The organism is Mycobacterium branderi, from assembly GCF_010728725.1.
GTDB lineage: Bacteria > Actinomycetota > Actinomycetes > Mycobacteriales > Mycobacteriaceae > Mycobacterium > Mycobacterium branderi.
Genome location: NZ_AP022606.1, coordinates 965,102 through 986,747, shown reverse-complemented (window position 1 = coordinate 986,747; position 21,646 = coordinate 965,102). Strand labels below are relative to the sequence as shown.

Sequence of the window (21,646 nt, the reverse complement as noted above, 5' to 3'; positions counted from 1 at the left end):
TAGCGTGGAAAGCTGACGAATCACGGGAGTCCCAGGCACGGGGTCTGAGAGTGGGCACGCCTGCCCTTACCGTCACACCTGATCCGGATCATGCCGGCGAAGGGAGAAAAGGATGCCCGGCTCACTGGCCGTCATCGGCGGAGGTGTCATCGGCCTCTCGGTGGCGCGCCGGGCGGCGCAGGCTGGCTGGTCGGTGCGGGTGCACCGCACCGGCGATCACGGGGCGTCCTGGGTGGCGGCCGGCATGCTGGCCCCACACAGCGAGGGCTGGCCCGGCGAGGAACGGCTACTGCGGATGGGCCTGGAGTCGCTGCGGCTCTGGCGCCAAGGCTTCGGCTTGCCGGCGCACGTGATCACCGCACGCGAGTCGCTGGTGGTCGCCGTCGACCGCGCCGACGCCGCCGATCTGCGCACCGTCGCCGACTGGCTGTCCGCGCAGGGCCATCCGGTGGTCTGGGAGTCGGCCGCCCGCGACGTGGAACCGCTTCTGGCCCAAGGCATCCGGCACGGCTTCCGGGCGCCCACCGAGCTTGCGGTCGACAACCGCGCGGTGCTGGACGCGCTCGAGGTGGCTTGTGAGCGGCTCGGCGTGCAGTGGGCGGGGCCGGTGGGCGACCTGACCGCCGTCGACGCCGACGCCGTCGTGATCGCCAACGGTATCGACGCGCCGGCATTGTGGCCGGGCCTACCGATCCGCCCGGTGAAGGGCGAAGTGCTGCGGCTGCGCTGGCGCAAAGGTTGTATGCCGGTGCCGCAGCGGGTGATTCGCGCCCGGGTGCACGGCCGACAGGTGTATCTGGTGCCCCGAGCCGACGGCGTGGTCGTCGGCGCCACCCAATACGAGCACGGCCGCGACACCGCGCCGGCGGTCTCCGGTGTGCGCGATCTACTCGACGATGCCTGCGCCGTGCTGCCCGCCCTCGGCGAATACGAGCTCGCCGAATGCGCCGCCGGGCTGCGCCCGATGACACCGGACAACCTGCCGTTGGTTCAGCGCTTGGACGAGCGGACGCTGGTGGCCGCCGGTCACGGGCGCAACGGTTTCCTGCTCGCGCCGTGGACGGCCGAACAGATTGTGTCCCAACTTGTTCCGGTGGGAGCCGCCTCGTGATCATCCTCGTCAACGAACAACAGGTGCAGGTCGACGACCAGACCACGGTCGCTGCGCTGCTGGAATCCCTGGGGTATCCCGACCGGGGCATCGCGGTGGCGCTGAACCAGGCGGTGCTGCCGCGATCCGGTTGGCAGACAACGCTTTCCGACGGCGCCCGGCTCGAGGTGGTGACGGCGGTGCAAGGTGGCTGACAACAAACTCACGATCGCCGGGCGGGAATTCTCCTCGCGACTGATCATGGGCACCGGGGGAGCGACCAACCTCGCGGTGCTCGAGGAGGCGCTGATCGCGTCGGGCACCGAGCTGACCACCGTCGCGATGCGCCGGGTCGACGCCGAGGGCGGCACCGGGATGCTCGACCTGTTGGGGCGCCTCGGCATCACACCGCTGCCCAACACCGCCGGCTGCCGCAGCGCCGCGGAGGCGGTACTCACCGCGCAGCTGGCCCGCGAAGCGCTGGGCACCGAGTGGGTGAAGCTCGAAGTGATTGCCGACGAGCGCACCCTGCTTCCCGATGCCGTCGAATTAGTGCGGGCCGCAGAGCAATTGGTGGACGACGGGTTCGTGGTGCTGCCCTACACCAACGACGACCCGGCGCTGGCGCGACGGCTGGAGGACTCCGGCTGCGCCGCCGTCATGCCGCTGGGCTCGCCAATCGGCACCGGGCTGGGAATCGCCAACCCGCACAACATCGAGATGATCGTCGAGGCCGCCGGTGTCCCGGTAGTGCTCGACGCCGGCATCGGGACAGCCAGCGACGCCGCGCTGGCGATGGAATTGGGTTGCGACGCTGTGCTGTTGGCCAGCGCGGTGACTCGGGCCGCCGACCCGCCCGCGATGGCCGCCGCGATGGCCGCCGCCGTCACCGCCGGCTATCTCGCGCGCAACGCCGGCCGAATCCCGAAACGCTTCTGGGCGCAGGCCTCCAGCCCCGACCGATGAAACGGTATGTGGCGCTGGGCAGTTCGATGGCGGCCGGTCCCGGTATCCGGCCGCGCGCCAATGGCGCGCCGTTCGGGTCGGGCCGCTCGGCCCGCAACTACGCGCATCTCGTCGCGCAGAAATGCAACCTCGACCTGGTCGACGTCATGTTTTCCGGTGCCACCACCGCGCATGTGCTCGCCGACCGGCAGCGCGGTGCACCGCCGCAAATCGACGCACTCGACGGTTCCGAAGACTTGGTCACGATCACGATCGGCGGCAACGACGTCGGATACGTGCCGTTGTTGATGGCGGCCGCCCTTCCCGCGCCGGCCCGGCTGCTGCCGCCGATCCGCAACCTGCTCAACCGCGATGCCCGCGAGCAGGCGCTCGGGCAAGTCGGCGACTCGCTGCGCGCGGTCGGCGCGGTGGTGCGCCGTCGCGCGCCCAAGGCCCGGGTGGTGTTCGTCGACTACCTGACCCTGCTGCCGCCGGACGGCCAAGCCGCCCCGCCGTTGTCGGAGGCCGACGCCGAGCTGGGCCGGTACGTCGCCGCCCGCCTGGAGGAGCTGACCGCGGCGGCCGCCGAGAGCACCGGCTGCGAAATCGTGCGCGCCGGACACGCCAGCCGCGAACACCACGCCTGGTCCGCCGACCCGTGGACGGTGGGTGCCGCGTTGCCGCTGCCCTGGCGCGCGGCGCCGTTTCATCCCAATGCCGCGGGGATGCGTGCGGTGGCCGAGCTGATCCTGGCTGATTAAGGCGCTGCCCGCGGGGGTAGGCGTCTGCCGATGGACACGCACACCGCGGTCGTCTATCGGTCGCCGGAAGAATACGTCGGCTCCGTGGTGCCCTTTATCTCCGAAGGGTTGGCCCACGGGGAGCCGGTATGGGCGGCGGTCCCCGAAGACAAAGGGCCGTTGTTGCGTCACGGGCTGGGTGACTCGGCGAGGCGGGTGGCATGGGTCGACATTGCCGAGTTGGGCCGCAATCCGGGGCGGATCCTCGCGGCCGAGCTGGCCTTCGCCCAACGGCACCGCGACCGATGTGTCCGCATGGTCGCCGAGCCGATGTGGCCCGGCCGCAGCGCGCTGGAATACCCGGCCTGCATCCAGCACGAAGCGTTGGTCAACGTCGCGTTCGTCGACTATCGGGTGGCGGGGCTCTGCCCGTATGACGCGTCGCTGCTCGACGACGGGGTGCTGGCCGACATTCGAGCCACCCACCCGCTGATCCGGTGGAACGGATCGCTCGAACGCAGTGCCGACTACGCGGTCGACGCCGCCCTGGAACGCTGCAACCAACCGCTGGCCACGAGCCCGGCCGCGGTGCAGTACACGGTCGCCCGGCCCGCCGACCTGGTGGGTGGGCGCCGGCACGGCGATCGCTATGCCCGATTGCTCGGCCTGCCCACCGACCGGATCGCCGACCTGCAACTCGTCATCACCGAGTTGGCCACCAACAGTCTTCAGCACGCGGGGACGGCATGCCGGCTCTCGCTGTGGGAGCACGGCGGTTACCTGGTCTGCGAAGCCCGCGATACCGGCTTTCTTGGCGACCCGCTGGCCGGCCGCCGGCCGCCGAGTTGCGACAAACCGAGCCCATCCGGCCTCTTCGTGGTCAACGCGGTCGCTGATCTGCTGCGGATGCACACGACGCCGGAGGGCACCACCATCCATGCCTACCTCCGTCGCGACACCAGGTCGTCGACATGACCGCCGCGAATATCTCGATTATGTGGTGGGGGTGGTCTGCGAGTGGTTGAGTGGGGGCGCTATGACCCGACGGCATGGTGAGGTCCGCTCCGCCGCCGGCCTCAATCCGTTGGGGCACGTGGCGTGGGGCTATCGCGACCGCTCGGAGTTTCTGGCCCGCGCAGCCGAATACATCGCCGACGGCCTCGCGCGAAACCAGCGCATTTTGTATGCGTGCGACGCCAGCTCCGCCGCGCTGCGCAATGAGCTGGACGAGATGGGTTTCGCCGAGGCGGTGCGTACCGGGCAGATCGCGGTGACTCCGGTGGCCGAGCATTACCGGTTTGTGCCAGGGACCGACGTCGTCGATGCGGAGGCGACCGTGGCCGACGGAGTGGCCGCGATGAATTACGTGGTCGGCGCGGGATGTAGTGGATGCCGCGCGGTGGTCGACGGGGCGGTGCTGGTCCGCACGCCCGAGCAACGCGCGGCGTTCGCCCGCCTCGAGTACCTCGTCGACCAGAAGATGGCGGTGCTGCCCTTCGCGGCGCTGTGTGCCTACAACCTCACTCTCTTGGGTGACGCCGCCAAGGAGCTGATGTGCCTGCACCCCATGGTCAACACAGGCGCGGTCGGCTTCCGCATCTACGCCGGGCAGGGCATTGACTTCGCCTTGGCCGGTGAACTCGACGCGGCCGTCCACGCGGCGTTCAGCACTGCGCTGCAATGGATCTGGCCGCTGGCGGCCGGCGACGAGGTGGTCATCGACGCGCGCGCGTTGGACTTCGTGACACACCCTCAGCTCGTTGCGCTGGATCGACTTGCCGCGGCGGACGGGCGGCAGGTCGTGCTGCGGACCGACCGGCGCATGGTGGCCCGGCTGGCCAAGCTACTCGGTCTGACCAACCTGCGGGTGGAAGCACCGGATCTGGCCGACGTCGGCTGAGGTGGCGAGTCCGTCAGCGGCTAACGTGGGCGCGGTGGCTAACAAATCGAAGGTAACCCTGATCATCGTCGCGACGGCGGCACTGCTGATCGGCGGCTGTGGCACGTCGAAGTCCGCCCAGCCCGCGTCGTCGGCCGCCGCCACGAATTTCGCGACCTCCCTGCGGCAGAAGATCAGCACCGACGCGATGATGGCGCACCTGTCGAAGCTGCAGGACATCGCCCGCGCTAACGGAAACACCCGCGCAGTGGCCACGCCCGGCTACGACGCCAGCGTCGACTACGTGGTAAACAAGCTGCGCGACAAGGGGTTTGACGTCCAAACCCCGGAGTTCCAGGCTCGGGTATTCCACTCCGAGCCGGGTTCGGTGGCGATTGGCGACAAAACCTTCGAGGCCCGCGCGTTGCAGTTCAGCCTGCCCACCCCGCCCGACGGGGTGAGCGGACCGCTGGTGTCCGCTCCCGTCGACGACAGCCCCGGCTGCACCCCGTCCGATTACGACAAGCTGCCGGTGAAGGGGGCGGTGGTGCTGGTGGACCGCGGCACCTGCCCGTTCACCGAGAAGGAGGAGGCCGCCGTGCAGCGCGGTGCGGTGGCGCTGATCATTGCCGACAATGTCGACGAAAAAGAGATGGGCGGCACGCTGGGCGACAAAGCCGACGTCAAGATCCCGGTGGTCAGCGTCACCCGAGCGGCCGGGGTGCAGTTGCGCGACAAGGCCGGACCGGTCACCGTCAAGCTGAAGGCGGAGACCCGAGACATCGCGGCCCGCAACGTCATTGCGCAAACGAAGACCGGTTCCACCTCCGATGTGGTGATGATCGGCGCACACCTCGACAGCGTCCCGGAGGGGCCCGGCATCAACGACGACGGCTCGGGTGTGGCCGCGGTGCTGGAAACCGCGCTGCAACTGGGCAGTTCGCCGCAGGTGCACAACGCGGTGCGCTTCGGCTTCTGGGGCGCAGAGGAACTCGGGCTGATCGGTTCACGCAAGTACGTCGAGTCGCTGAACCTCGACGCGCTCAAAGACATTGCGCTGTACCTGAACTTCGACATGCTGGGCTCGCCGAATCCCGGCTACTTCACCTACGACGGCGACCAGTCGATGCCGGTCGACAAGCGGGGCGAGCCGATTGTGCCCGAGGGCTCGGCGGGTATCGAGCGCTCGCTGGCCGCGTATCTGCGCTCAGCCGGCAAAACGCCGCAGGACACCTCGTTCGACGGACGGTCCGACTACGACGGGTTCACGCTGGCGGGCATCCCGGCGGGCGGGTTGTTCTCCGGCGCCGAGAACAAGAAGTCCGACGAGCAGGCCAAGCTGTGGGGCGGCGAGGCGGATCAGCCGTTCGACCCCAACTACCACAAGGCCACCGACACCTTGGACCACGTCGATCGCACCGCACTGGGCATCCACGGCGCCGGGGTCGCCTACGCAACCGGTCTGTACGCCCAGGACATCACTGGCCGCAACGGTGTACCGATCCGCGAGGACCGCACCCGTCACGAACTGAAGAAGTAGTCGATCGTGGTGGGCGGCAATTTGGGCGTTGACCAGATGAATCCCACGGCACGCTGGTCGGGACGACTTGTCGCCCACCCTGCTAGACTCGAATGTATGTTCGATGCTCAGGGTCCGGGGTCGCAGGAGGCGGTGATTGCCCGCCTGGATGAGCTGATGGAACGGCGCCATCCGTCGACGACGTCGGAGTCGGCTGGCTTGGTGGATCGGATTTGCGCGGCGACGCGGTTGGAAAATCGGGCGGCGGCCGCGCAGTTGGCTGCGATTGGGGAGTTGTTCGGCTATCGGCTCGCGCGTTGTTCGGAGACCGAGCAGTGGGCGATGGACACCGAGGCGGCGGTGGCCGCGGAGGTGGCGGCGGCGTTGCGGATCAGCCAGGGCCTGGCGGGCAGCCGGCTGCGTTATGCGCGGGCCATGCGGGAGCGGTTGCCCCAGCTGGGCGCGGTGTTTGTCGCCGGGGATATCGACTATCGGATGTTTCAGACGATTGTGTTTCGCACCGATCTGATCACCGATCCCGAGGTGCTGGCCGCGGTCGATGCCCAGTTGGCGCTGCGGGTGCCGCGTTGGCCGTCGATGACACAGGGCCGGCTGGCGGGGCAGGTGGATAAGATCGTGGCCCGCGCCGATCGCGATGCCGTGCGCCAGCGTCGTGAGCAGCAGGCCGATCGCGAGTTGTGCATCTCCGATAGCGGTAACGGTTTAGCCGAGGTGTTCGGCCGTTTGATCGCCACCGACGCTCATGCGGTGGATGCCCGCCTGGAGGCGTTGGCGGGCAGCGTGTGTGAGCATGATCCGCGCACCCGCACGCAGCGCCGCGCCGATGCGATGGGGGCGCTGGCGGTCGGGGCCGAGCGGTTGACGTGTCACTGCGGGCGCGCCGAGTGCCCCGCGGCGGCCAAGCCGGCGCCCTCACCGGTGCTGATTCATGTCATCGCCGAGCCGGCCGCGATCGCGGGCGCCGGGTCGGCGGCGGCCTCGCGGGTGGGCGCTGATGCGCTGATCCCACCCGAACTGCTCGAGCAACTGGCGACATCGGCCAAGCTGGTGGCGCTGTCCCATCCCGCCGATGCCGCCCCGGAGCCGGGGTATGTGCCGTCGAAGGCGCTGGCGGATTTTGTGCGCTGCCGGGATTTGACGTGTCGCTGGCCCGGCTGCGATCGGCCGGCCTGGGACTGCGACCTTGATCATACGACCCCCTATGCCCAGGGTGGGCCCACGCACGCGTCGAACCTCAAATGCTATTGCCGCACACATCATTTGGTGAAAACGTTCTGGGGCTGGGCAGACAAGCAGCTGCCCGACGCGACGGTGATTTTGACCTCGCCGTCTGGGCAGACCTATGTCACCACTCCGGGCAGCGCGCTGTTGTTCCCGAGCTTGTGCGCGCCCACCGGCGACCTAGGCGCACCCGCGCCGGTCCGCACCGAACGCTGCGCCGAGCGGGCCGTGATGATGCCCAAACGCCGCCGCACCCGCGCCCAAAACCGCGCCAACTACATCGCCAAAGAACGCAAACGCAACCGAGACGCCCGCGCGGCGCGCCGACAAGCCCGCGAAACCGCAATATTCGGCCCCGCACCACCCACCGACGACGACGAACCACCGCCGTTCTAACGCGGATCAGGGCGCTTTCCGGATGCGCTCGAGCGTGACTCGTGCAAGGCGCATCGACAACGACGGCGAGAGCCGCTCCAAGTACCAGAACGTCTTCCACCATGCCGGCACCACAATGATCGCCTTGTCACGGAAGACCGCGCGAAGGGCGCGCTCGGCGAACTTCTCGGGCGCCATGGGACGCAATTGCTCCCAGCGCCGCAGGATTTCGTCGTCGCTGAGGCCGGCCTTCTCGGTCCGCCCGTAGCGACCGCCGGTGAGTATCGGGGTCCGGATCACGCCCGGGCACAGCACCGAGACCCGGACGCCGTGGCGCTCGGCCTCGATGCGCAACGTCTTCGAGATCGCGACCACGGCGTGTTTGGTGGCGGTATAGCCCGCCTGGCCCGCGGTGGTGACAAGACCGATGCCCGACGCGCCGCCGGTGACGAATGCGACCTTTCCCGACACGCTCGACGCCATTGCGAAAGGATATCGCCGCGCTCACCCGATCTCGGCGATCCTCGGCATCAGGTCGTCGCCGAGACGCTTCACGAAGCCGGCCGGATCCGGATTCCCGGGTACCGGACCGACGTTGATCATCGAAACACCCATCCCGGCATAGCGTTCGAGCGTCCGTAGGTACCCGTCGAGGTCCGCGAACGGATCCGCCAACAGTCCCACGGTCTTGCGAATCTCGGCGGGATCGCGGTCCACCGTCGCGCAATGCCGGTTCAGCACATCGATCTTGTGCGCGAGCTCCTCGGGTTCGGAGACCGTGCTGTTCCAGACATCGGCGTACTGGGCGACCAACCGCAGCGTCTTCTTCTCCCCGGAGCCGCCGATCAAGACAGGTGGACGCCGAATCGGTTGCGGCACGCAGATCGTCTCGGCCAACTGGTAGTGCTTGCCGTGATACGGGCCGTTGTCGTCGCTCCACATCTGCCGGCAGATCTGCAGTGTCTCTTCGAGCATCTCGAACCGATCCCGCAACGGTGGATACGGAACACCCAGTGCGACGTGCTCGCGCTCGTACCAGGCGGCGCCGATGCCGAACATCGAGCGGCCCTGCGAGAGCACGTCGAGGGTGCTGACGGTCTTGGCCAGCAGCCCCGGATAACGGTAGGTGACCCCGGTGACCAGCATGGCCAAGTCGATCGTCGACGTCTGCCCCGCCAAATAGCCCAGCGACGTGTAGCCCTCCAGGAACGGGTCTTCCGCGCGCCCAACGGTTTCCATCTGGAAGAAATGATCCGCCAGGGTGAACAACGTCGCGCCGATCTCTTCGGCGGCCTTGGCGGTGGCCGTCAGCGTCGGCGCCAGCCGCGCCGGATGCTCCGGGAGAAAGTCGATGAAGTGAATCGCCAATTCCATTGGCACGTCCTTTCGCTAGTCGGTCAAGCGCTCGAGCAGCGACAACGCCTCGAGAATGACGCGGCGCTCCCGCTCCGAGTACTGCTCCTGCATGGCGCGGGCCAGCCACTCCCCGCGCAGCTGCCGGTGGTTCTCGGCGCGACGCCGGCCGGCGGCGGTCAGCGAAACCACTTGCCGCCGACCGTCTTCCGGGTCCGGAGCTCGGCGGATCATGCCGTGCCGGTCGAGTGCGGCCAGTGTGGCCGCCATCGACTGCGGTCGAACCCGCTCAGCGCCGGCCAGCAGGCTGGCCGACGACGGCCCGTCTTTCCATAGTCGCGTCAACACCGCCGTCTGCGACGGCGTGAGGTCGTCGTCGGTGGCAACCTCGCGCATTCGGCGCCGCAACCGGCTGAAAAAAACCCGCAAATCGCGTGCCGCCTGCGTCGCAGACTCGCTCGGCCCGTCCACGCCTGCCACCATACACTAGACAGGCTGAACTGAACAGTTTCGGCTGTCTACTATGTTCCGCCGAACTCCGGACGCAGGACCGAACTGAGCGCGGCGAGCGGAATGTGCGGCTCGACGGTCCCGCCGTCCATCGACCATTGCTGAGCCTGGTCGTATTGGACAGGGGAGTCGTGGCCGACCGGGTAGTCCGGCATGTAGAGGATCAGCTCGTCGGGTGTGACCACCCACGCCTTGTAGCCACCCGAGTACACCTTGTCCGGCGTCCACCGGTCGAGGGTGAACGGGTATGTGCCGGGCGAATGCTGCCAGGCGGCCCGGTCGAGCGCCTCTTGAACGAACGGTTCGGCCAGCGGCGGAATGGCCGCCCGCGGATCCACCCCCGGCTTGGTGATATCGGTGAGCTCCAGCCGCCTGCCGCCGGCCATGTCGAAGGTGAAAGTGCGGTAGGCGTTGTTGATCCACGGCCCGTCGGCGTGGTAGTCCTCGTGGAAGGCCACGCTGAGCGCGGGCCCGTGCTGGAAAACCTGGTAGTTCTCCTCGCCCCAGCTGTCCTGAACCATCGTGGCGCCCTTGGTGCGCCAATTCTGCGACAGCGTGCGCAGGTAATCGCGAATCACCGGGCCAGCGGTGGGATTGTCCACCAGATCGCCCGGGATGGCCATCTTGATGTCGCGCACCGCTTTTCGCTCGGAGGTGACCGAGGAATGGCAGTACTGGCCGTCCCATTGGCCGCCGAGCTCGCCGCAGAACGTCTGCGCCGACGCCGACGCCGTCGGCGCGCCGGTCACGGCCGCGACAGCCATGAGCAAGGCTAAGGCAGTTCGACTTTGCTTGCGAGCCATCGGTTGTCGACCTTCTCCATCGTCATCTTCATCCGGGTGCGGTCCACGCGACCGTCGGGACGCGCGGCGTTGGTGACCGTCTGGTCGACCATCAACAGCACGACGACCTTGTCCTTGGTCTCGGACTGGATGGCGGACGCGACGACGACGCCGTGCGCGGTGGCCTTGTTGTCGATCAGCAGCTGCCGAAGTTGCACACTGGCTTTGGTGTACGTGTCTTTGAATTGGCCTGTGGCTCCGCCGAGTACCGCCGCGAAGTTCTGGTCCACCTGGTTGGAGTCGATGCTGGTCAGCACTTGCGCGTAGTCGACTGCGCTCTGCCGGGCAGCCTGGGCGGCCTGGCTGACGGTGTGCTCCTCCCACAACTTCCAGCCCAGCAGGCCGGCGACGCCGAACGCGGCAACGAACACCGCGGCCACCAGCCCGATGCGCACATACCTCATGATCGTCTCCAATTCAGCGCGGCGGCTCGACCGGCAGTGTCGGCCCGCCATAGGGGGTGGGAATCGTGAAGCGGCCCTTGGGTGTTGGGTCGGTAGTCTGACCCAGGTCGGCGCCCGGCGGCGGACCGGCAGTGTCGTCGCCGCCCGGCCGGGGCGCGTTCTTGGCGCCCCGGATCAGCACCTCGGGGTCGTCGTCGCGGCAGTAGGTGTAGAGGAACGGCTCCGGATAGTCCGCCGACGACGACGGCCGGCGCGGCGTGCCGTAGTCGCAGGTGTAGCGGGGATAGATGTCGGCGGTGGCCCACAGCCCATGCTCGTGCATCGTGGTCGCCAACGCCTCCAGCGTCGAGCCACGATAGTTGGGGAACACCGCGTTGAGCGCCGGAACCCGGACGTACACCAGCCGCGCCGTCGTCACCAGATTGGCCAGCAACCCGACCATGGTGTCCGAGTTGTCGTCGAACAGGTTGTCCACCGACGACAACACCCCGGGTGTCCGGTCGACGAATCGCCGGAACCCGCCGTCCATCTTGTTGACGCCGGCCATCACCTGGGCGACATCCTGCGTCGCGGCCCCCAGTCCGGCGTTCTTGTCGGCCAGCGTGGTCAGCACCACCCGGCTGGTTTTCAGCACCGAAACAGTTTGCGGCAGCACCGGATCCATCGTGGACAGCAGGAAGGTGCCGCCGTCGATGATGTCGGTGAGCTTGCGCGGACCCTCCTTGCTCAAGCTCAGCTCCTTCTTGACCAGCTCGAGCTTCCTCGGATCGGTTTGGGCCAGCATCCCGTCGGCGTCGGCGAGCAGCTGAGACAGCGGAACCGGCGTGCTGGCCCGCTCCGGGCCGACCACGCTGCCATTGGCCAGAAACGGGCCGGTGTTCGACGCGGGCTCGAAGTCGATGTACTGCTCGCCGGCCGGCGAAAGTCCCGACACGCGAACCGGGCTCGACGCCGGGATCTTGACGTTCTTCTTGATGTGCGCGATCACCTCGACGCCGGATGGTGTGGCTTCCAGCGAGTCGATGCGCCCGACCCGGATTCCGCGGACGGCGACGTCCTGGTTGGCCAGCAGGCCACCGGATTCCGGCAGCTGGATCCTGACCCGATACGTCGCGTCGAGCGGGTTCACCCGCAGTGCCCCGATCAGCAAATACGCCACGGCCACAACGAGTGTCAGTGCGAGCGCTATGCCGGACAACCACGCTCGCTGGCGATGGCCGGCGCGGACGATGCCGACGAGCAGCCGGCTCAGGGTGTCGATCATCCCGGCGGCTCCTGAGCGAACGGATCCGGCGGCGCCTCTCCCGGGGGTGCGGGTGGCAGCGGCGGACCGGACGGCGTCCACGGATCCTGACCCATCGGCGTGTTCGGGCCGCGCCCGACAACACGCTCCTGCAGCCGCCACAGGGCGTACTTGAGTGAGCCGATGAACTTGTTGATGTCGCGGTGCATCGGGCCGTGGAAAACCGGATCACCCTTGAACCCGCCGGATTCCGCCCCGGTGCCCGGCCGCGATCCCATCACCAGCCGGTCGATGCTCGCGCGCACCGAAATCGCCGAGCTCGACGTCCCTTTGACGATCGGCGCAATCAGCCTGTTGAGCGCGGCCAGGCTGGTGTCGGGACTCACCGAGACGTCGTTCCACGCCGCGGCAATCGCATTCGCGTCCTTGATAACGCTGCGACCGGTCTTGTCGGTGCCGGCGATCGACGGGAACTTCTGCAGCTGGCGGGTGGTGGCGCCGACTTGCTCGACCACATCGGCGATCTGGTCGGCGTCGGCGGCCAACACGTCGGTCGCCGGCCCGACCGCCCGCAAGACGTCGGTGATGGCCTGGTTCTTCTCGTCGAGCCGATCGGCGAGCCGCGCGGTTTCCGTCAGCGCCTCGTCGATCTGGCCGGATCGGGCGTTGAGCTTGACCAGCAGCGCGTTGGTCCGGTTGATTAGGTCGCCGAATGCCTGTCCCTGGTCACCGGTCGCCTTGCCTGCGCCGTTGACGATGTTGGTGAAGTTACGGACCGCGCCGCCGTTGACCAGTAACGCCGCAGAGCTGAGCACGGACTCCACGGTGGCGGCGGCCCTGGTGGACTCCAGGCCGATGGTGTCGCCGCTGTGCAACAGCGAAGCGTTGGGCTGCAACGGATTTGGTGGCTTGATCGCGATGAACACGTCGCCGAGCGGGGTGGCCGACCGCAGCTCCGCGGTGCTTCCCACCGGAACCCGGACGCCGTCCATGATGCGCAACGTGGTCTCCGCGGTGTAGTTACGCGCGACCATTGACTCGAGTTGGCCGACGTCGGCGCCGGCGAGTTTCACCTTGGCGTGTGCGGGCAGGTTCAGCGCATTGGAGAAGACCGCGTGCAGAAGATATCCACCGCTGCCGATCCCCGGAGCGGGCAGCGGCAGGCTGCTGAGCCCGTTGGTGGCGCATCCCGATACAACGACGGCGGTCAGGGCTGCCCCCAACGCTTTGTGCGCCATCGCTACTGTCCCATCGCCGAGAGACCGTCGAGAATGTACGTCAGGCCGAAGTCGGGGCCGTAGTCTTGCAATGTCCCTGTGCTGCAGCCCAACTGCCGCAGATGCATCAGATTGCAGATCTCCTTCGCGGACTGGCTGTCGGTGAGCGCCTTGTCGATCAGGCCGTGCACGCGGATCGCGCCGTTGTTCTGGTCGATCGTGTTATAGAGGTTCTCCAGGGTCAGCGGCAGCACGTCGAGCATCTCGGCGACCCCGCGCTGGTTGTCCACAATCGACTTCGCGGCGGTGTCGCCGTTGCGGATGGCCTGTTTCAGGTTCTCGCGATTGGCCTCGATCAGGGAGGCCACCTGGTCGAGAATCGTGTTGATGGTGCGGCCGGTGGCGCCGGTGCCGAATTGTTCGTCGGCGAGCATCTGGCTGAGCTGGTGTGTCGTCGAACCGAATTGGCGTACCTTGGCATCGTTGCGGGCGGCGGCCTCCACCAGCGAGCTGAGATTGGTGATGATCGTGGTCAGCTCGTCGCGGGTGGTCTCGCCGCGTTCGGAGCTGAGCCGCAACGCTTTCGAGAGCTCGTCGAGGGCCGACAGGATCTTTTGGCCGTTGCCGTCGCTGATTCCGACCGCGGCGTCGGTCAGGTCGGCGATCGGCCCGCCCCCGGTGCCGTTGCCCTTGAGCGACTTCGAGACCTTGTCGAGCATGTCGAGCACCCGGTCGAAGGCGACCGGCGTCTTGGTTCTGGTCAGCCCGATCGTGTCGTGGTTCTTGAGCACCGGACCCCCGCGGTAGGGCGGTGTCAACTCGATCTGGCGGGCCGTCAGGATCGAGGTGGTGATCGTCACCGCCTGCGCGGCGGCGGGAATCTTGACGTGCTTGTCGACGGTGAACTCGACCTCGACGTAGCTGCCCTTCGACGTGATCTTGGTGACCGTTCCGACCGGCATGCCGAGCACCGCGACCGCGTTGCCCTCGTATAGCCCTGCAGCGCTGTCGAATTGGGCGGTCAGCGTAATGGTGTCGAGCCGGGACTTGACGTAGTAGCCGACCACCCCGAGGCCCGCGACGGCCAGCACGGCCGCAGCAGCGACGATCGCGACGACCCTGCGCCTGTTCATTTGCAGTCCTTGAAGTACTGGATCATGCCGAACTCCTTGGCGCGCCCGCTGATTGCGCACATCCACGAGTCGATGGCAAGCCCGTTGGCCAGATTGAACTCGACGACGGGCCCGTAGCCGGTGGCGTTGGTCAGCCCGCGCAGCGGCACCGGCGCGGCCTGCAGCAGGTTGCGCAGCAGGTCGTCATGCTGGCCGACCATGTTGGTGAGCTCATGCAAATTGGTGAACAGCTCGTCGAGCATCGGCCGGTGGTTGACCACGATCTTGTCGAGCTGGTCGACCAGCTGGGTCAGCGCCGCCAACATCGCGTGAAAGGTGGCCTCCCGCGCCACCAAATGACCGATCAGGTCCTGACCCTGGTCCATCAGGTTGCCCAGGTTGGTCTGCTGACGCCGCAGCGTGTTGGCCACCCGCTGCGTGCTCTTGAGCAGTGCGCCGAGCTGATCGCGACGGACGGCAGTGATCGCCGCCAGCGTGTGCAGGTTGGCCATGGCCTGCGGAACCAGCGGTGGCACGCCCTCGAGTTGCTTACCCAGGACGGCCAGCGACTGCGCGAACTGGTCGGAGTCCGCCTGCTCGAATGTCGTTGTGGCGTCTTCGAGTAGGGACTGCAAATCGTAGGGCACCTCGGTGTGCGCCAGGCTGATCGTCTTGCCCGGTAGCGAGCCCGGGCCGTCGGGCACCAGTTCGAGATAACGCGAACCCAGGATGGTCATGACCTTGATGACCGCCCTGGTGTCCTTGCCCAGCGGCACGTTGTTGCGCACCTTCAAGCCTGCCTCGACGTGGTCGCCGGCGAGCTTGATGCTCGACACGCTGCCGACCTCGATGCCGGCGATCGTGATCGGGTTGCCGGCACGCAGCGACGCCGCCTGCAGAAACTCGGCGGTGTAGTGCGTGTAGCCGAACCCCAGCACCTTCACCAACAGCGACGCCGCGACAAGAACACCGACCACCGCCAGTGCGACGAACCCGAGCCAGGTCTTGTTGTAGGACTCCAGCGGACGGCGCCTAGCCATTGGCCATGTTCCTGCATCGCGGGGTGTGCCAGCCCAGGTTCTTGGTGGTGATCGGGTAGGCGTTGCCCGGGGTGGCCGCGTTGACGATGAACGTGGTGATGTCGTTGAGCCCGGGGAAGAATCCGGTGGCGTTCAGGTCGCAGGCATAGGCGTTGCCGTAGGACCCCTCGTCGACGATGCGGGCCAGACCTTTGAGCAGCAGCGGTAGATTGTCGCCGGTGAACGCCAACTGCGGCTCCATGGCGGCCATGTGTTTGGTGAAACCCGGCTGGCGGGTGATCATCTCGTCCAGCGCGGGGTAGACGTCGTCGGCGATCGCGGACAGCCGCCGGGTGACCGCGGCGATCGAGCCGACGGACGACTGCAGCGACGGTCGGCGAGCATCGAAATCCGCCATCACGTCCAGGGTTTGGCTCAGCGCATGGTCCAAGTCGTCGTTTTGCGCGGCGACGCTGTCCGTCACTCGGGTCAGGCTGGTGATCAGGTCGCCGAGGGCCTGATCGCGCGCGGACAGGGTCCGGGACAGCGTCGACGTCTGCTCCACCAGCTGCGGGATCGACGCCCGGTCGCCCGACAGCGACTGGATCACCCCTTTGGTCAGGTCGTCGGCCTGCTTCGGATTCAGCAGGGAGAACAGCGGTTCGAAACCGTTGAGCAGCTTTCCGACGTCGAACGACGGATCGGTCTGCTGCACGGGGATCACACTTCGCGGCGGCAACACGGTCCGGTTCCCGGTCTCGCCCAGCGACAGCCCGAGATAGCGTTGCCCGATGATGTTCTGGTAGGTCACCGACGCGACGGTGTTGCCGTACACCTGTTGGTCGTTTTGGACGATGAACGAAACCTTGGCCAGTTTGCCTGCCAGCTCGATGTTTTCGACGCGGCCGACCCGCACGCCGGCCATCCGGACGTCGTCGCCCACGCGCAGGCCGTACACGTCGGTGAACATCGCCGCATACGCTGTGGTGGACCCGGACACGTCGCGCCGAAGCGTGGCGTACACCAGCCACGTCACGGCGGTGGCGATTGCCATGAAGATGGACAGCCCGATCAGCGGACCACGGAACTTCATTTCGTGCCCTCCAGTGACACCGTCGTGCCGCGGGCCAGCGGGCCGAGCAGCAGCTGAGTCGCCACCGACGCCGGGTGTGGCTGGCCGGTGATCACGCCCAGTTGGTCGCGTTCGCGTTGGCTGCCGACGGGGCCGACGTTCCCGCCGTACGACGCCGGCGCAGCCTCGGCGGGCAAGGGCGCTGGTGGCGGGGGAGCGTCGTCGGGATCGGCGGTGCCCGGAACCCGCGGCGCCGGGCCGGTGGGCCACGGCCACCACGGCAACGGCGGGTTGGGATCCTCCAGGTTGGGCCCGCCGGGGTTGACCAGCGGCGGCCCGACCGCGACGAGGTTCCCGTCGGGCCCGATCTGGGTGCCCGGCGGTGGCGCGAGATCGGTTGGCGGATGGTAGTTCTGCGGCAGCAACACCTCGGGCAAATCGGCCCGCACCGCGATCTCCGGAGCGGTGAAGCAGCTCGGGCCCTTGAGCTCGCCGTAGCGCGGGCAGTCGGCGCGGGTGTAGGTGTAGGTGGGGGTCAGCGCCAGGTTGACCCGCATGTTGCCGGTGTCCAGCTCGGGATCCCACACCTCGTCGAAGAACTTGTCGGACAACCGCTTCAGGCGGGTGAAGATAGGCAGGAACTTGTCGCTGTTGATCGCGAACACGCCCAGTGCCGGGGTGAGGTTCTGCGTCATCTCGATCAGCTGGTCGGTGTGGTTGTCGAACGCCTGCCGGGTGACACCGAACGTGTGCGTCGAGCCGGTCACCAAAGACAGGAACTGGGCGCGTTTTTCGGCCAGCGTTTGCATCGGCCGCACCGCGTCGTGCAGGGCGTCGACGAGTTCCGGTGCGGTGGACTGCAGGCCGCGGGTGGCATCCAGCAGCGCCGATACCGTCGTCGGGCCGGGGTCGGTGGCGACGATCGCGTTGAGCTCGTTCAGCACGCGAGTCAACTGGGCGCCGGCGGTGAGCAGTTTGACGCGCCGGTTCTCGGTCGCGGCGCCGACGGCCGCCAGGATGCCGACGCTGTGGTCCTCGCGTCCGCGGCCGGTCGCGGCGAGGATGTCACGCAGCTTGCTGATGGTGGTCTGGAAGATCACCGTCGACAGCTCGGTGTCTTCTCGGATATGCGCGCCGTCGCGAATGCCGGCGCCCTGCCCCCGGTCGACGAGTTGCACCGATGAGACCGCGAACACGTTGCTGGGGACCACTCGCGCGGTGACGGTGGAGGGGATCTGTCTGGCGTGCTCCGATTTGAGGTTGATGTGCACGTAGTTGGGTTTGCCGTAGGTCGCCGGGATGACGTTGTCGACGGCGCCGACCAGCAAGCCGTGGTATTTCACGTCGGAGCGCTGCGGCAGCCCGTCGCCGACGTTGACCAGCTCGGCCACCACCCGGACGTAGTCGTTGAGCCGCCCGGTGGACTTCAGCAGCAGGGCCGCGGTGACGGCCGCGACCACCAGCAGGACGGTCACCCCGTACGCGAGCAGCTGCTGATCGGAGGGACCACGTCCGTCGAGGTCCAACGAATTGCCCATCTAGCCGCCAAATCTCGCGCCGGCGTCGATGCTCCACAGCGCCATGGTGAGCAGCATGTTGACCATGATCACGACGGTGATGCTGGCGCGCATCGCATGCCCGGCGGCCACCCCCACACCCTCCGGGCCGCCGGCGGCATAAAACCCGTAATAACACTGCACAGTCGACGAAATCCACACGAACACCACGCATTTGAGCACCGAATAGACGATGTCCTTGCCGCTCAACATCATCGTGAAGTAGTGCAGATACGGGCCGACCGAGCCGCCGCTGATCACCCCCGCGACCAGCTGGCAGGTGAGATAGGTGACGGCCAGACATGCGACGTACAGCGGGATCACCGCGATGATCGAGGCCATCAGCCGCGTGGTGACCAGGAACGGGATCGGCCGAATCGCCAGCGAATCCAGCGCGTCGATCTCCTCGGCGATCCGCATTGCGCCCAGCTGCGCGGTGAACCGGCAACCGGCCTGCATCGCGAACGCCAGCGAGGCCATGATCGGCGCGAGCTCCCGCGTGTTCACCAGCGACGAGATGATGCCGGTCGCCGGACCGAGCCCCAGCAGGTTCAGAAAGTTGTAGCCCTCGACGGCGACCAGGGCGCCCGCGGTGAACCCGAGCACCACCGCCACCCCGGCAGTGCCCCCGCCGACGACGATCGAGCCGTTGCCCCAGGCGATGTCGGAGAGCAGCCGCAGGAATTCCTTGCGGTATTGCCGCAGCGATGCCGGCACGGCGACCAGGGCGCGGACGAAGAACACCAGCATGTGCCCCAGGCGGATCGTCGGCGTAGATGCCCGGCGGTAGATGGCGACGAGCGGCCGTGCGACGGCGGGTACGTAGGTTGATGCGGTCATTCAGCGCCGCTCCTCAGCATCGCTTCGCTCTGCATTGTCGCCGGCGCGCATCTCACAGACCCGTCCGCGGGAACAGCACGTTGTAGAGCTGGCTGATGCCGACGTTGACGATCATCAGCACCAGGATCGCTTCCACGACAGCCGCATTCACCGAGTCGGCGACGCCGGTCGGTCCACCCCTGGTCGACAAGCCCTTCTGGCAGGCCACCACCGCGACGATGCCGCCGTACACGACCGCTTTCAGCAACGCCACGATCATGTCGCCGGTGGTCGCGAACGACGAGAACGTCGCGACGAAGCTGCCGGGCGCGCCGCGCTGGAAGTAGACGTTGAACAGGTAGCTCGCCAAAAAGCCGACGAAGCAGGTGATTCCGGTGAGCGCGACACCGATCATGATCGCGGCCGCGAACCGCGGCACCACCAGTCGGCGGATCACCGAGACGCCCATGACCTCCATGGCGTCGGTTTCCTCCCGCATGGTGCGCGAGCCCAGGTCCGCGGTGATCGCGGACCCGACGGCCGCCGCCATCAGCACCGCGGCCACCAGCGAGGCGGCCTGGCGGATGACCGCGAGGCCGCTGGCCGCGCCGGCCAGCGACGTCGCGCCAACCTGATTGGCCAGCAACGCGAACTGAATCGACAGCGTGACCCCGATCGGCAGTGCCACCAACACCGTCGGCAGCACGGCAGTGCCGGCCATGAATGCGCCCTGCCGCAGGAACTCGATCCACTGGAAGCGTCCGGTGAACAGGTCGATGAAGAAGTACTGGATGGTGCGCACGGCCAGGACGTATTGCTCTCCGACGGTCGTCAGTGACGCGAGCGGGTGGCGGCGGACGTATCCTGTGGTCCACTCTTCGATGGCGGCCACGCCGTCGGGCGCCACGTCTGTGCCACGATCCACGGCGAGCATGTTAATCACGGTTCTGCTTCGGGGGAAGGCTTTCGGGAAACTGGCCCGGAGCAAGGAGGCGGCGCGGTCGGCGGCACTGCCCCATTGGCGGTCGAGACGTGGGCGCCGGTGAATTCCTACAGAAGCGAGGGTCTTTGTAAAGAATGTCAGTCTACAAACGGCGTCGGTGACACGGTGCAGCAACTCTGGCGTCGGGGACCTGCGAGGTTTGCACGTCAGGCTCTTGTTAACAGTGATTTCGTCATTTACGGTTGCCTGCATGGTTCCGGCGGCGTCGTTGGTGGCGGTAGGCAGTGTGGCCGCGGCCGCGCTCGGGCTGGCCGCCGGCGCGCACGCCGATCCGAATCCGCCGCCGCCGCTGCCGGTGTTCAGCCCGGCGCCGGGTGACTGGTCGCCCAACTTCGACATCTGGCCGTACAACACTTTCACCTATCGGGTAACCCCCGAAATGGTCGGCGGCATGTCGGACTCCTGCCAGTGGTTCAACGCGCAATTCGACGCGCTGATGGGTCAGATCAACGAGTTCAATCGCAACCTCGGGGACCACCACGACGACTACTCGAGCGCCGGCGTGCAACGCCAGGCCGACGCCGTCGTCGCCAACATCGACCAGTCGACGGTGTTCTTGGCGCCACGCGTCAAACCGTTGATCGTCACCAACAACCCCGACAACTTCGGCCCGTACTCGCCGATATACGGCGGCGAATCGATGACCCATGTGGCGTTTCAGCTGAGCCGAATCGGCACCAGCATCAAGAAGAAAGACCCGTCAGGCGTCACCCACGCCAACATCGTCGCAGCGACGGGATGGGGTAATGCGATCCGCGAATCGGGGGCATGCAACTGATGACCACTACCAAGGCTGATGAGCTGGAACCCGAAGTCGAGGAAAAACCGCAAGAGCCGGAAGGTAGGCAGCGGCGAGCAGGCCGGTGGGTTGCCTGCGGTGTGCTTGCCGCGGTGCTGGCCGGAGCCGGCTACGAGGGCTGGCTGCTGTTCGAGCACCATCAGGTCAAAGTCGCCGCTGCCCAAGCACTCGACGCCGCAACCAAATACACGCTCGCGCTCACCAGCATCGACACCAAGGCGATCGACAGGAACTTCACCGACGTTCTCGACGGCGCGACCGGTGAGTTCAAGAACATGTACACCCAATCGAGCGCACAGCTGCGTCAGACGCTGCTCGACAACAAGGCGGCCGCACACGGCACCGTCATCGAAGCAGCAGTGAAATCGGCCAGCAAGAACAAGGTCGAGGTTGTGCTGTTCGTCGATCAGTCGGTGAGCAACGCCGCCGCGCCGCAACCGCAATTGGACCGCAGCAGGGTCACGATGACCATGGAGAAGGTCGACGGCCGATGGCTGGCCAGTAAGGTCGATCTGCCGTGAGATGTGCGGCGCGCGTTGCTATGTCGCGTCGCCGCGCAATTCCCAGAACCGCGTGCTTTCCTCGTGGGGGCCGGGCGGGGTGTGCACCCAGATCGCCAGAACGATGGTGATGATCACCCATCCGATGACCGCGGTCGGGATGGCCCAGGCACGCCGGATGAGCAGCGCTGTTCCGCATTTGCCCGCGATGTCGTCGCCGCCGGCGTCGGCGGCCTGCGTCAGGTTGGCGCTGAAGCCTCTGCCGCAGGTTATCTGGATTCCGTAGTGGTCGAACTGGTCGAGGTACACCGGCCACCAGAGCGCAAGCAATCCGACGGCGATCAACAGTACGGCCACCACACCGGCGACGAAGTGGCTGTGCTTCAGATGTTGCACGGTTACTTACG

24 protein-coding genes and 1 riboswitch are annotated in these 21,646 nt (G+C 67.2%); of the genes, 10 read left to right on the top strand and 14 right to left on the bottom strand.

Annotation, left to right across the window (positions count from 1 at the left end):
• The first annotated feature begins 12 nt into the window (after nt 1-12).
• A riboswitch (TPP riboswitch) is annotated at nt 13-122 on the top strand.
• The 8 genes from thiO (at nt 113) to G6N47_RS05240 (ending at nt 7,811) form a co-directional block, all read left to right on the top strand.
• On the top strand, nt 113-1,111 hold the full coding sequence (thiO, locus tag G6N47_RS05275; protein WP_083133807.1) for a glycine oxidase ThiO: 999 nt from the start codon (nt 113-115) through the stop codon (nt 1,109-1,111). It overlaps the preceding riboswitch by 10 nt.
• Complete coding sequence (thiS, locus tag G6N47_RS05270) at nt 1,108-1,305, top strand: sulfur carrier protein ThiS (RefSeq protein WP_083133806.1); 198 nt, start codon at nt 1,108-1,110, stop codon at nt 1,303-1,305. The genes thiO and thiS overlap by 4 nt, the downstream gene beginning before the upstream one ends.
• Nucleotides 1,298-2,056: a thiazole synthase gene (thiG, locus tag G6N47_RS05265; protein WP_083133805.1), complete on the top strand. Its 759-nt coding sequence runs from the start codon at nt 1,298-1,300 to the stop codon at nt 2,054-2,056. The genes thiS and thiG overlap by 8 nt, the downstream gene beginning before the upstream one ends.
• Nucleotides 2,053-2,796, top strand: coding sequence for an SGNH/GDSL hydrolase family protein (locus tag G6N47_RS05260; protein WP_083133804.1), 744 nt, complete (start codon nt 2,053-2,055; stop codon nt 2,794-2,796). The genes thiG and G6N47_RS05260 overlap by 4 nt, the downstream gene beginning before the upstream one ends.
• A 30-nt stretch (nt 2,797-2,826) precedes the next feature.
• Nucleotides 2,827-3,750, top strand: coding sequence for a sensor histidine kinase (locus tag G6N47_RS05255; protein WP_083133803.1), 924 nt, complete (start codon nt 2,827-2,829; stop codon nt 3,748-3,750).
• Between the two features lie 61 nt (nt 3,751-3,811).
• Nucleotides 3,812-4,675, top strand: a complete 864-nt coding sequence (locus G6N47_RS05250; RefSeq protein ID WP_163659552.1) for an MEDS domain-containing protein — start codon at nt 3,812-3,814, stop codon at nt 4,673-4,675.
• Nucleotides 4,676-4,709: 34 nt separating this feature from the next.
• On the top strand, nt 4,710-6,194 hold the full coding sequence (locus tag G6N47_RS05245) for a M28 family metallopeptidase (protein WP_083133886.1): 1,485 nt from the start codon (nt 4,710-4,712) through the stop codon (nt 6,192-6,194).
• 96 nt (nt 6,195-6,290) lie between these two features.
• Nucleotides 6,291-7,811 (top strand): HNH endonuclease signature motif containing protein, encoded by a 1,521-nt coding sequence (locus G6N47_RS05240; RefSeq protein ID WP_163659550.1) that lies wholly within the window; start codon nt 6,291-6,293, stop codon nt 7,809-7,811.
• Between the two features lie 6 nt (nt 7,812-7,817).
• Here G6N47_RS05240 and G6N47_RS05235 read toward each other — a convergent pair whose 3' ends face one another.
• Genes G6N47_RS05235 through G6N47_RS05175 form a run of 13 tightly spaced genes read right to left on the bottom strand, consistent with a single transcriptional unit; the run spans nt 7,818 to nt 19,862 of the window.
• Nucleotides 7,818-8,273 (bottom strand): SDR family NAD(P)-dependent oxidoreductase, encoded by a 456-nt coding sequence (locus tag G6N47_RS05235; protein ID WP_264007157.1) that lies wholly within the window; start codon nt 8,271-8,273, stop codon nt 7,818-7,820.
• Between the two features lie 21 nt (nt 8,274-8,294).
• A complete protein-coding gene (locus G6N47_RS05230; RefSeq protein WP_083134207.1) occupies nt 8,295-9,164 on the bottom strand; it encodes an LLM class F420-dependent oxidoreductase in 870 nt (289 codons plus the stop codon).
• Nucleotides 9,165-9,179: 15 nt separating this feature from the next.
• The gene (locus tag G6N47_RS05225; protein WP_083134266.1) at nt 9,180-9,614 is read right to left on the bottom strand and encodes a MarR family winged helix-turn-helix transcriptional regulator; all 435 of its coding nucleotides are present in this window, start codon (nt 9,612-9,614) and stop codon (nt 9,180-9,182) included.
• 50 nt (nt 9,615-9,664) lie between these two features.
• Nucleotides 9,665-10,417, bottom strand: a complete 753-nt coding sequence (locus G6N47_RS05220; protein ID WP_232080130.1) for a mannan-binding family protein — start codon at nt 10,415-10,417, stop codon at nt 9,665-9,667.
• A gap of 8 nt (nt 10,418-10,425) precedes the next feature.
• Nucleotides 10,426-11,031: an Mce protein gene (locus tag G6N47_RS05215; RefSeq protein ID WP_232080308.1), complete on the bottom strand. Its 606-nt coding sequence runs from the start codon at nt 11,029-11,031 to the stop codon at nt 10,426-10,428.
• On the bottom strand, nt 10,913-12,163 hold the full coding sequence (locus G6N47_RS05210; protein WP_083134209.1) for an MlaD family protein: 1,251 nt from the start codon (nt 12,161-12,163) through the stop codon (nt 10,913-10,915). The genes G6N47_RS05215 and G6N47_RS05210 overlap by 119 nt, the downstream gene beginning before the upstream one ends.
• Entirely contained in the window at nt 12,160-13,380 is a 1,221-nt protein-coding gene (locus G6N47_RS05205; protein WP_083134210.1) for an MlaD family protein, read from the bottom strand. The genes G6N47_RS05210 and G6N47_RS05205 overlap by 4 nt, the downstream gene beginning before the upstream one ends.
• A gap of 2 nt (nt 13,381-13,382) precedes the next feature.
• Nucleotides 13,383-14,492, bottom strand: a complete 1,110-nt coding sequence (locus tag G6N47_RS05200) for an MCE family protein (RefSeq protein WP_083134211.1) — start codon at nt 14,490-14,492, stop codon at nt 13,383-13,385.
• Nucleotides 14,489-15,511: an MCE family protein gene (locus G6N47_RS05195; protein WP_083134212.1), complete on the bottom strand. Its 1,023-nt coding sequence runs from the start codon at nt 15,509-15,511 to the stop codon at nt 14,489-14,491. Before G6N47_RS05195 ends, G6N47_RS05200 begins: the two co-directional genes overlap by 4 nt.
• Nucleotides 15,504-16,583 (bottom strand): MCE family protein, encoded by a 1,080-nt coding sequence (locus G6N47_RS05190; RefSeq protein WP_083134213.1) that lies wholly within the window; start codon nt 16,581-16,583, stop codon nt 15,504-15,506. Before G6N47_RS05190 ends, G6N47_RS05195 begins: the two co-directional genes overlap by 8 nt.
• The gene (locus G6N47_RS05185) at nt 16,580-18,100 is read right to left on the bottom strand and encodes an MlaD family protein (protein ID WP_083134214.1); all 1,521 of its coding nucleotides are present in this window, start codon (nt 18,098-18,100) and stop codon (nt 16,580-16,582) included. The genes G6N47_RS05190 and G6N47_RS05185 overlap by 4 nt, the downstream gene beginning before the upstream one ends.
• Nucleotides 18,101-18,958: an MlaE family ABC transporter permease gene (locus G6N47_RS05180; RefSeq protein WP_083134215.1), complete on the bottom strand. Its 858-nt coding sequence runs from the start codon at nt 18,956-18,958 to the stop codon at nt 18,101-18,103. It abuts the gene before it with no gap.
• 52 nt (nt 18,959-19,010) lie between these two features.
• Nucleotides 19,011-19,862 (bottom strand): MlaE family ABC transporter permease, encoded by an 852-nt coding sequence (locus G6N47_RS05175; RefSeq protein ID WP_232080129.1) that lies wholly within the window; start codon nt 19,860-19,862, stop codon nt 19,011-19,013.
• A gap of 268 nt (nt 19,863-20,130) precedes the next feature.
• Between G6N47_RS05175 and G6N47_RS05170 the strand changes: the two genes are divergently transcribed.
• Together G6N47_RS05170 and G6N47_RS05165 are read left to right on the top strand one after the other, a co-directional pair.
• Nucleotides 20,131-20,718, top strand: a complete 588-nt coding sequence (locus G6N47_RS05170; protein WP_083134217.1) for a hypothetical protein — start codon at nt 20,131-20,133, stop codon at nt 20,716-20,718.
• Nucleotides 20,718-21,260, top strand: coding sequence for an Mce protein (locus tag G6N47_RS05165; protein WP_232080128.1), 543 nt, complete (start codon nt 20,718-20,720; stop codon nt 21,258-21,260). Before G6N47_RS05170 ends, G6N47_RS05165 begins: the two co-directional genes overlap by 1 nt.
• Nucleotides 21,261-21,278: 18 nt before the next feature.
• Here the strand turns inward: G6N47_RS05165 and G6N47_RS05160 are convergent, their stop codons facing one another.
• Nucleotides 21,279-21,635, bottom strand: a complete 357-nt coding sequence (locus G6N47_RS05160) for a hypothetical protein (protein ID WP_232080127.1) — start codon at nt 21,633-21,635, stop codon at nt 21,279-21,281.
• Between the last annotated feature and the right edge of the window lie 11 nt (nt 21,636-21,646).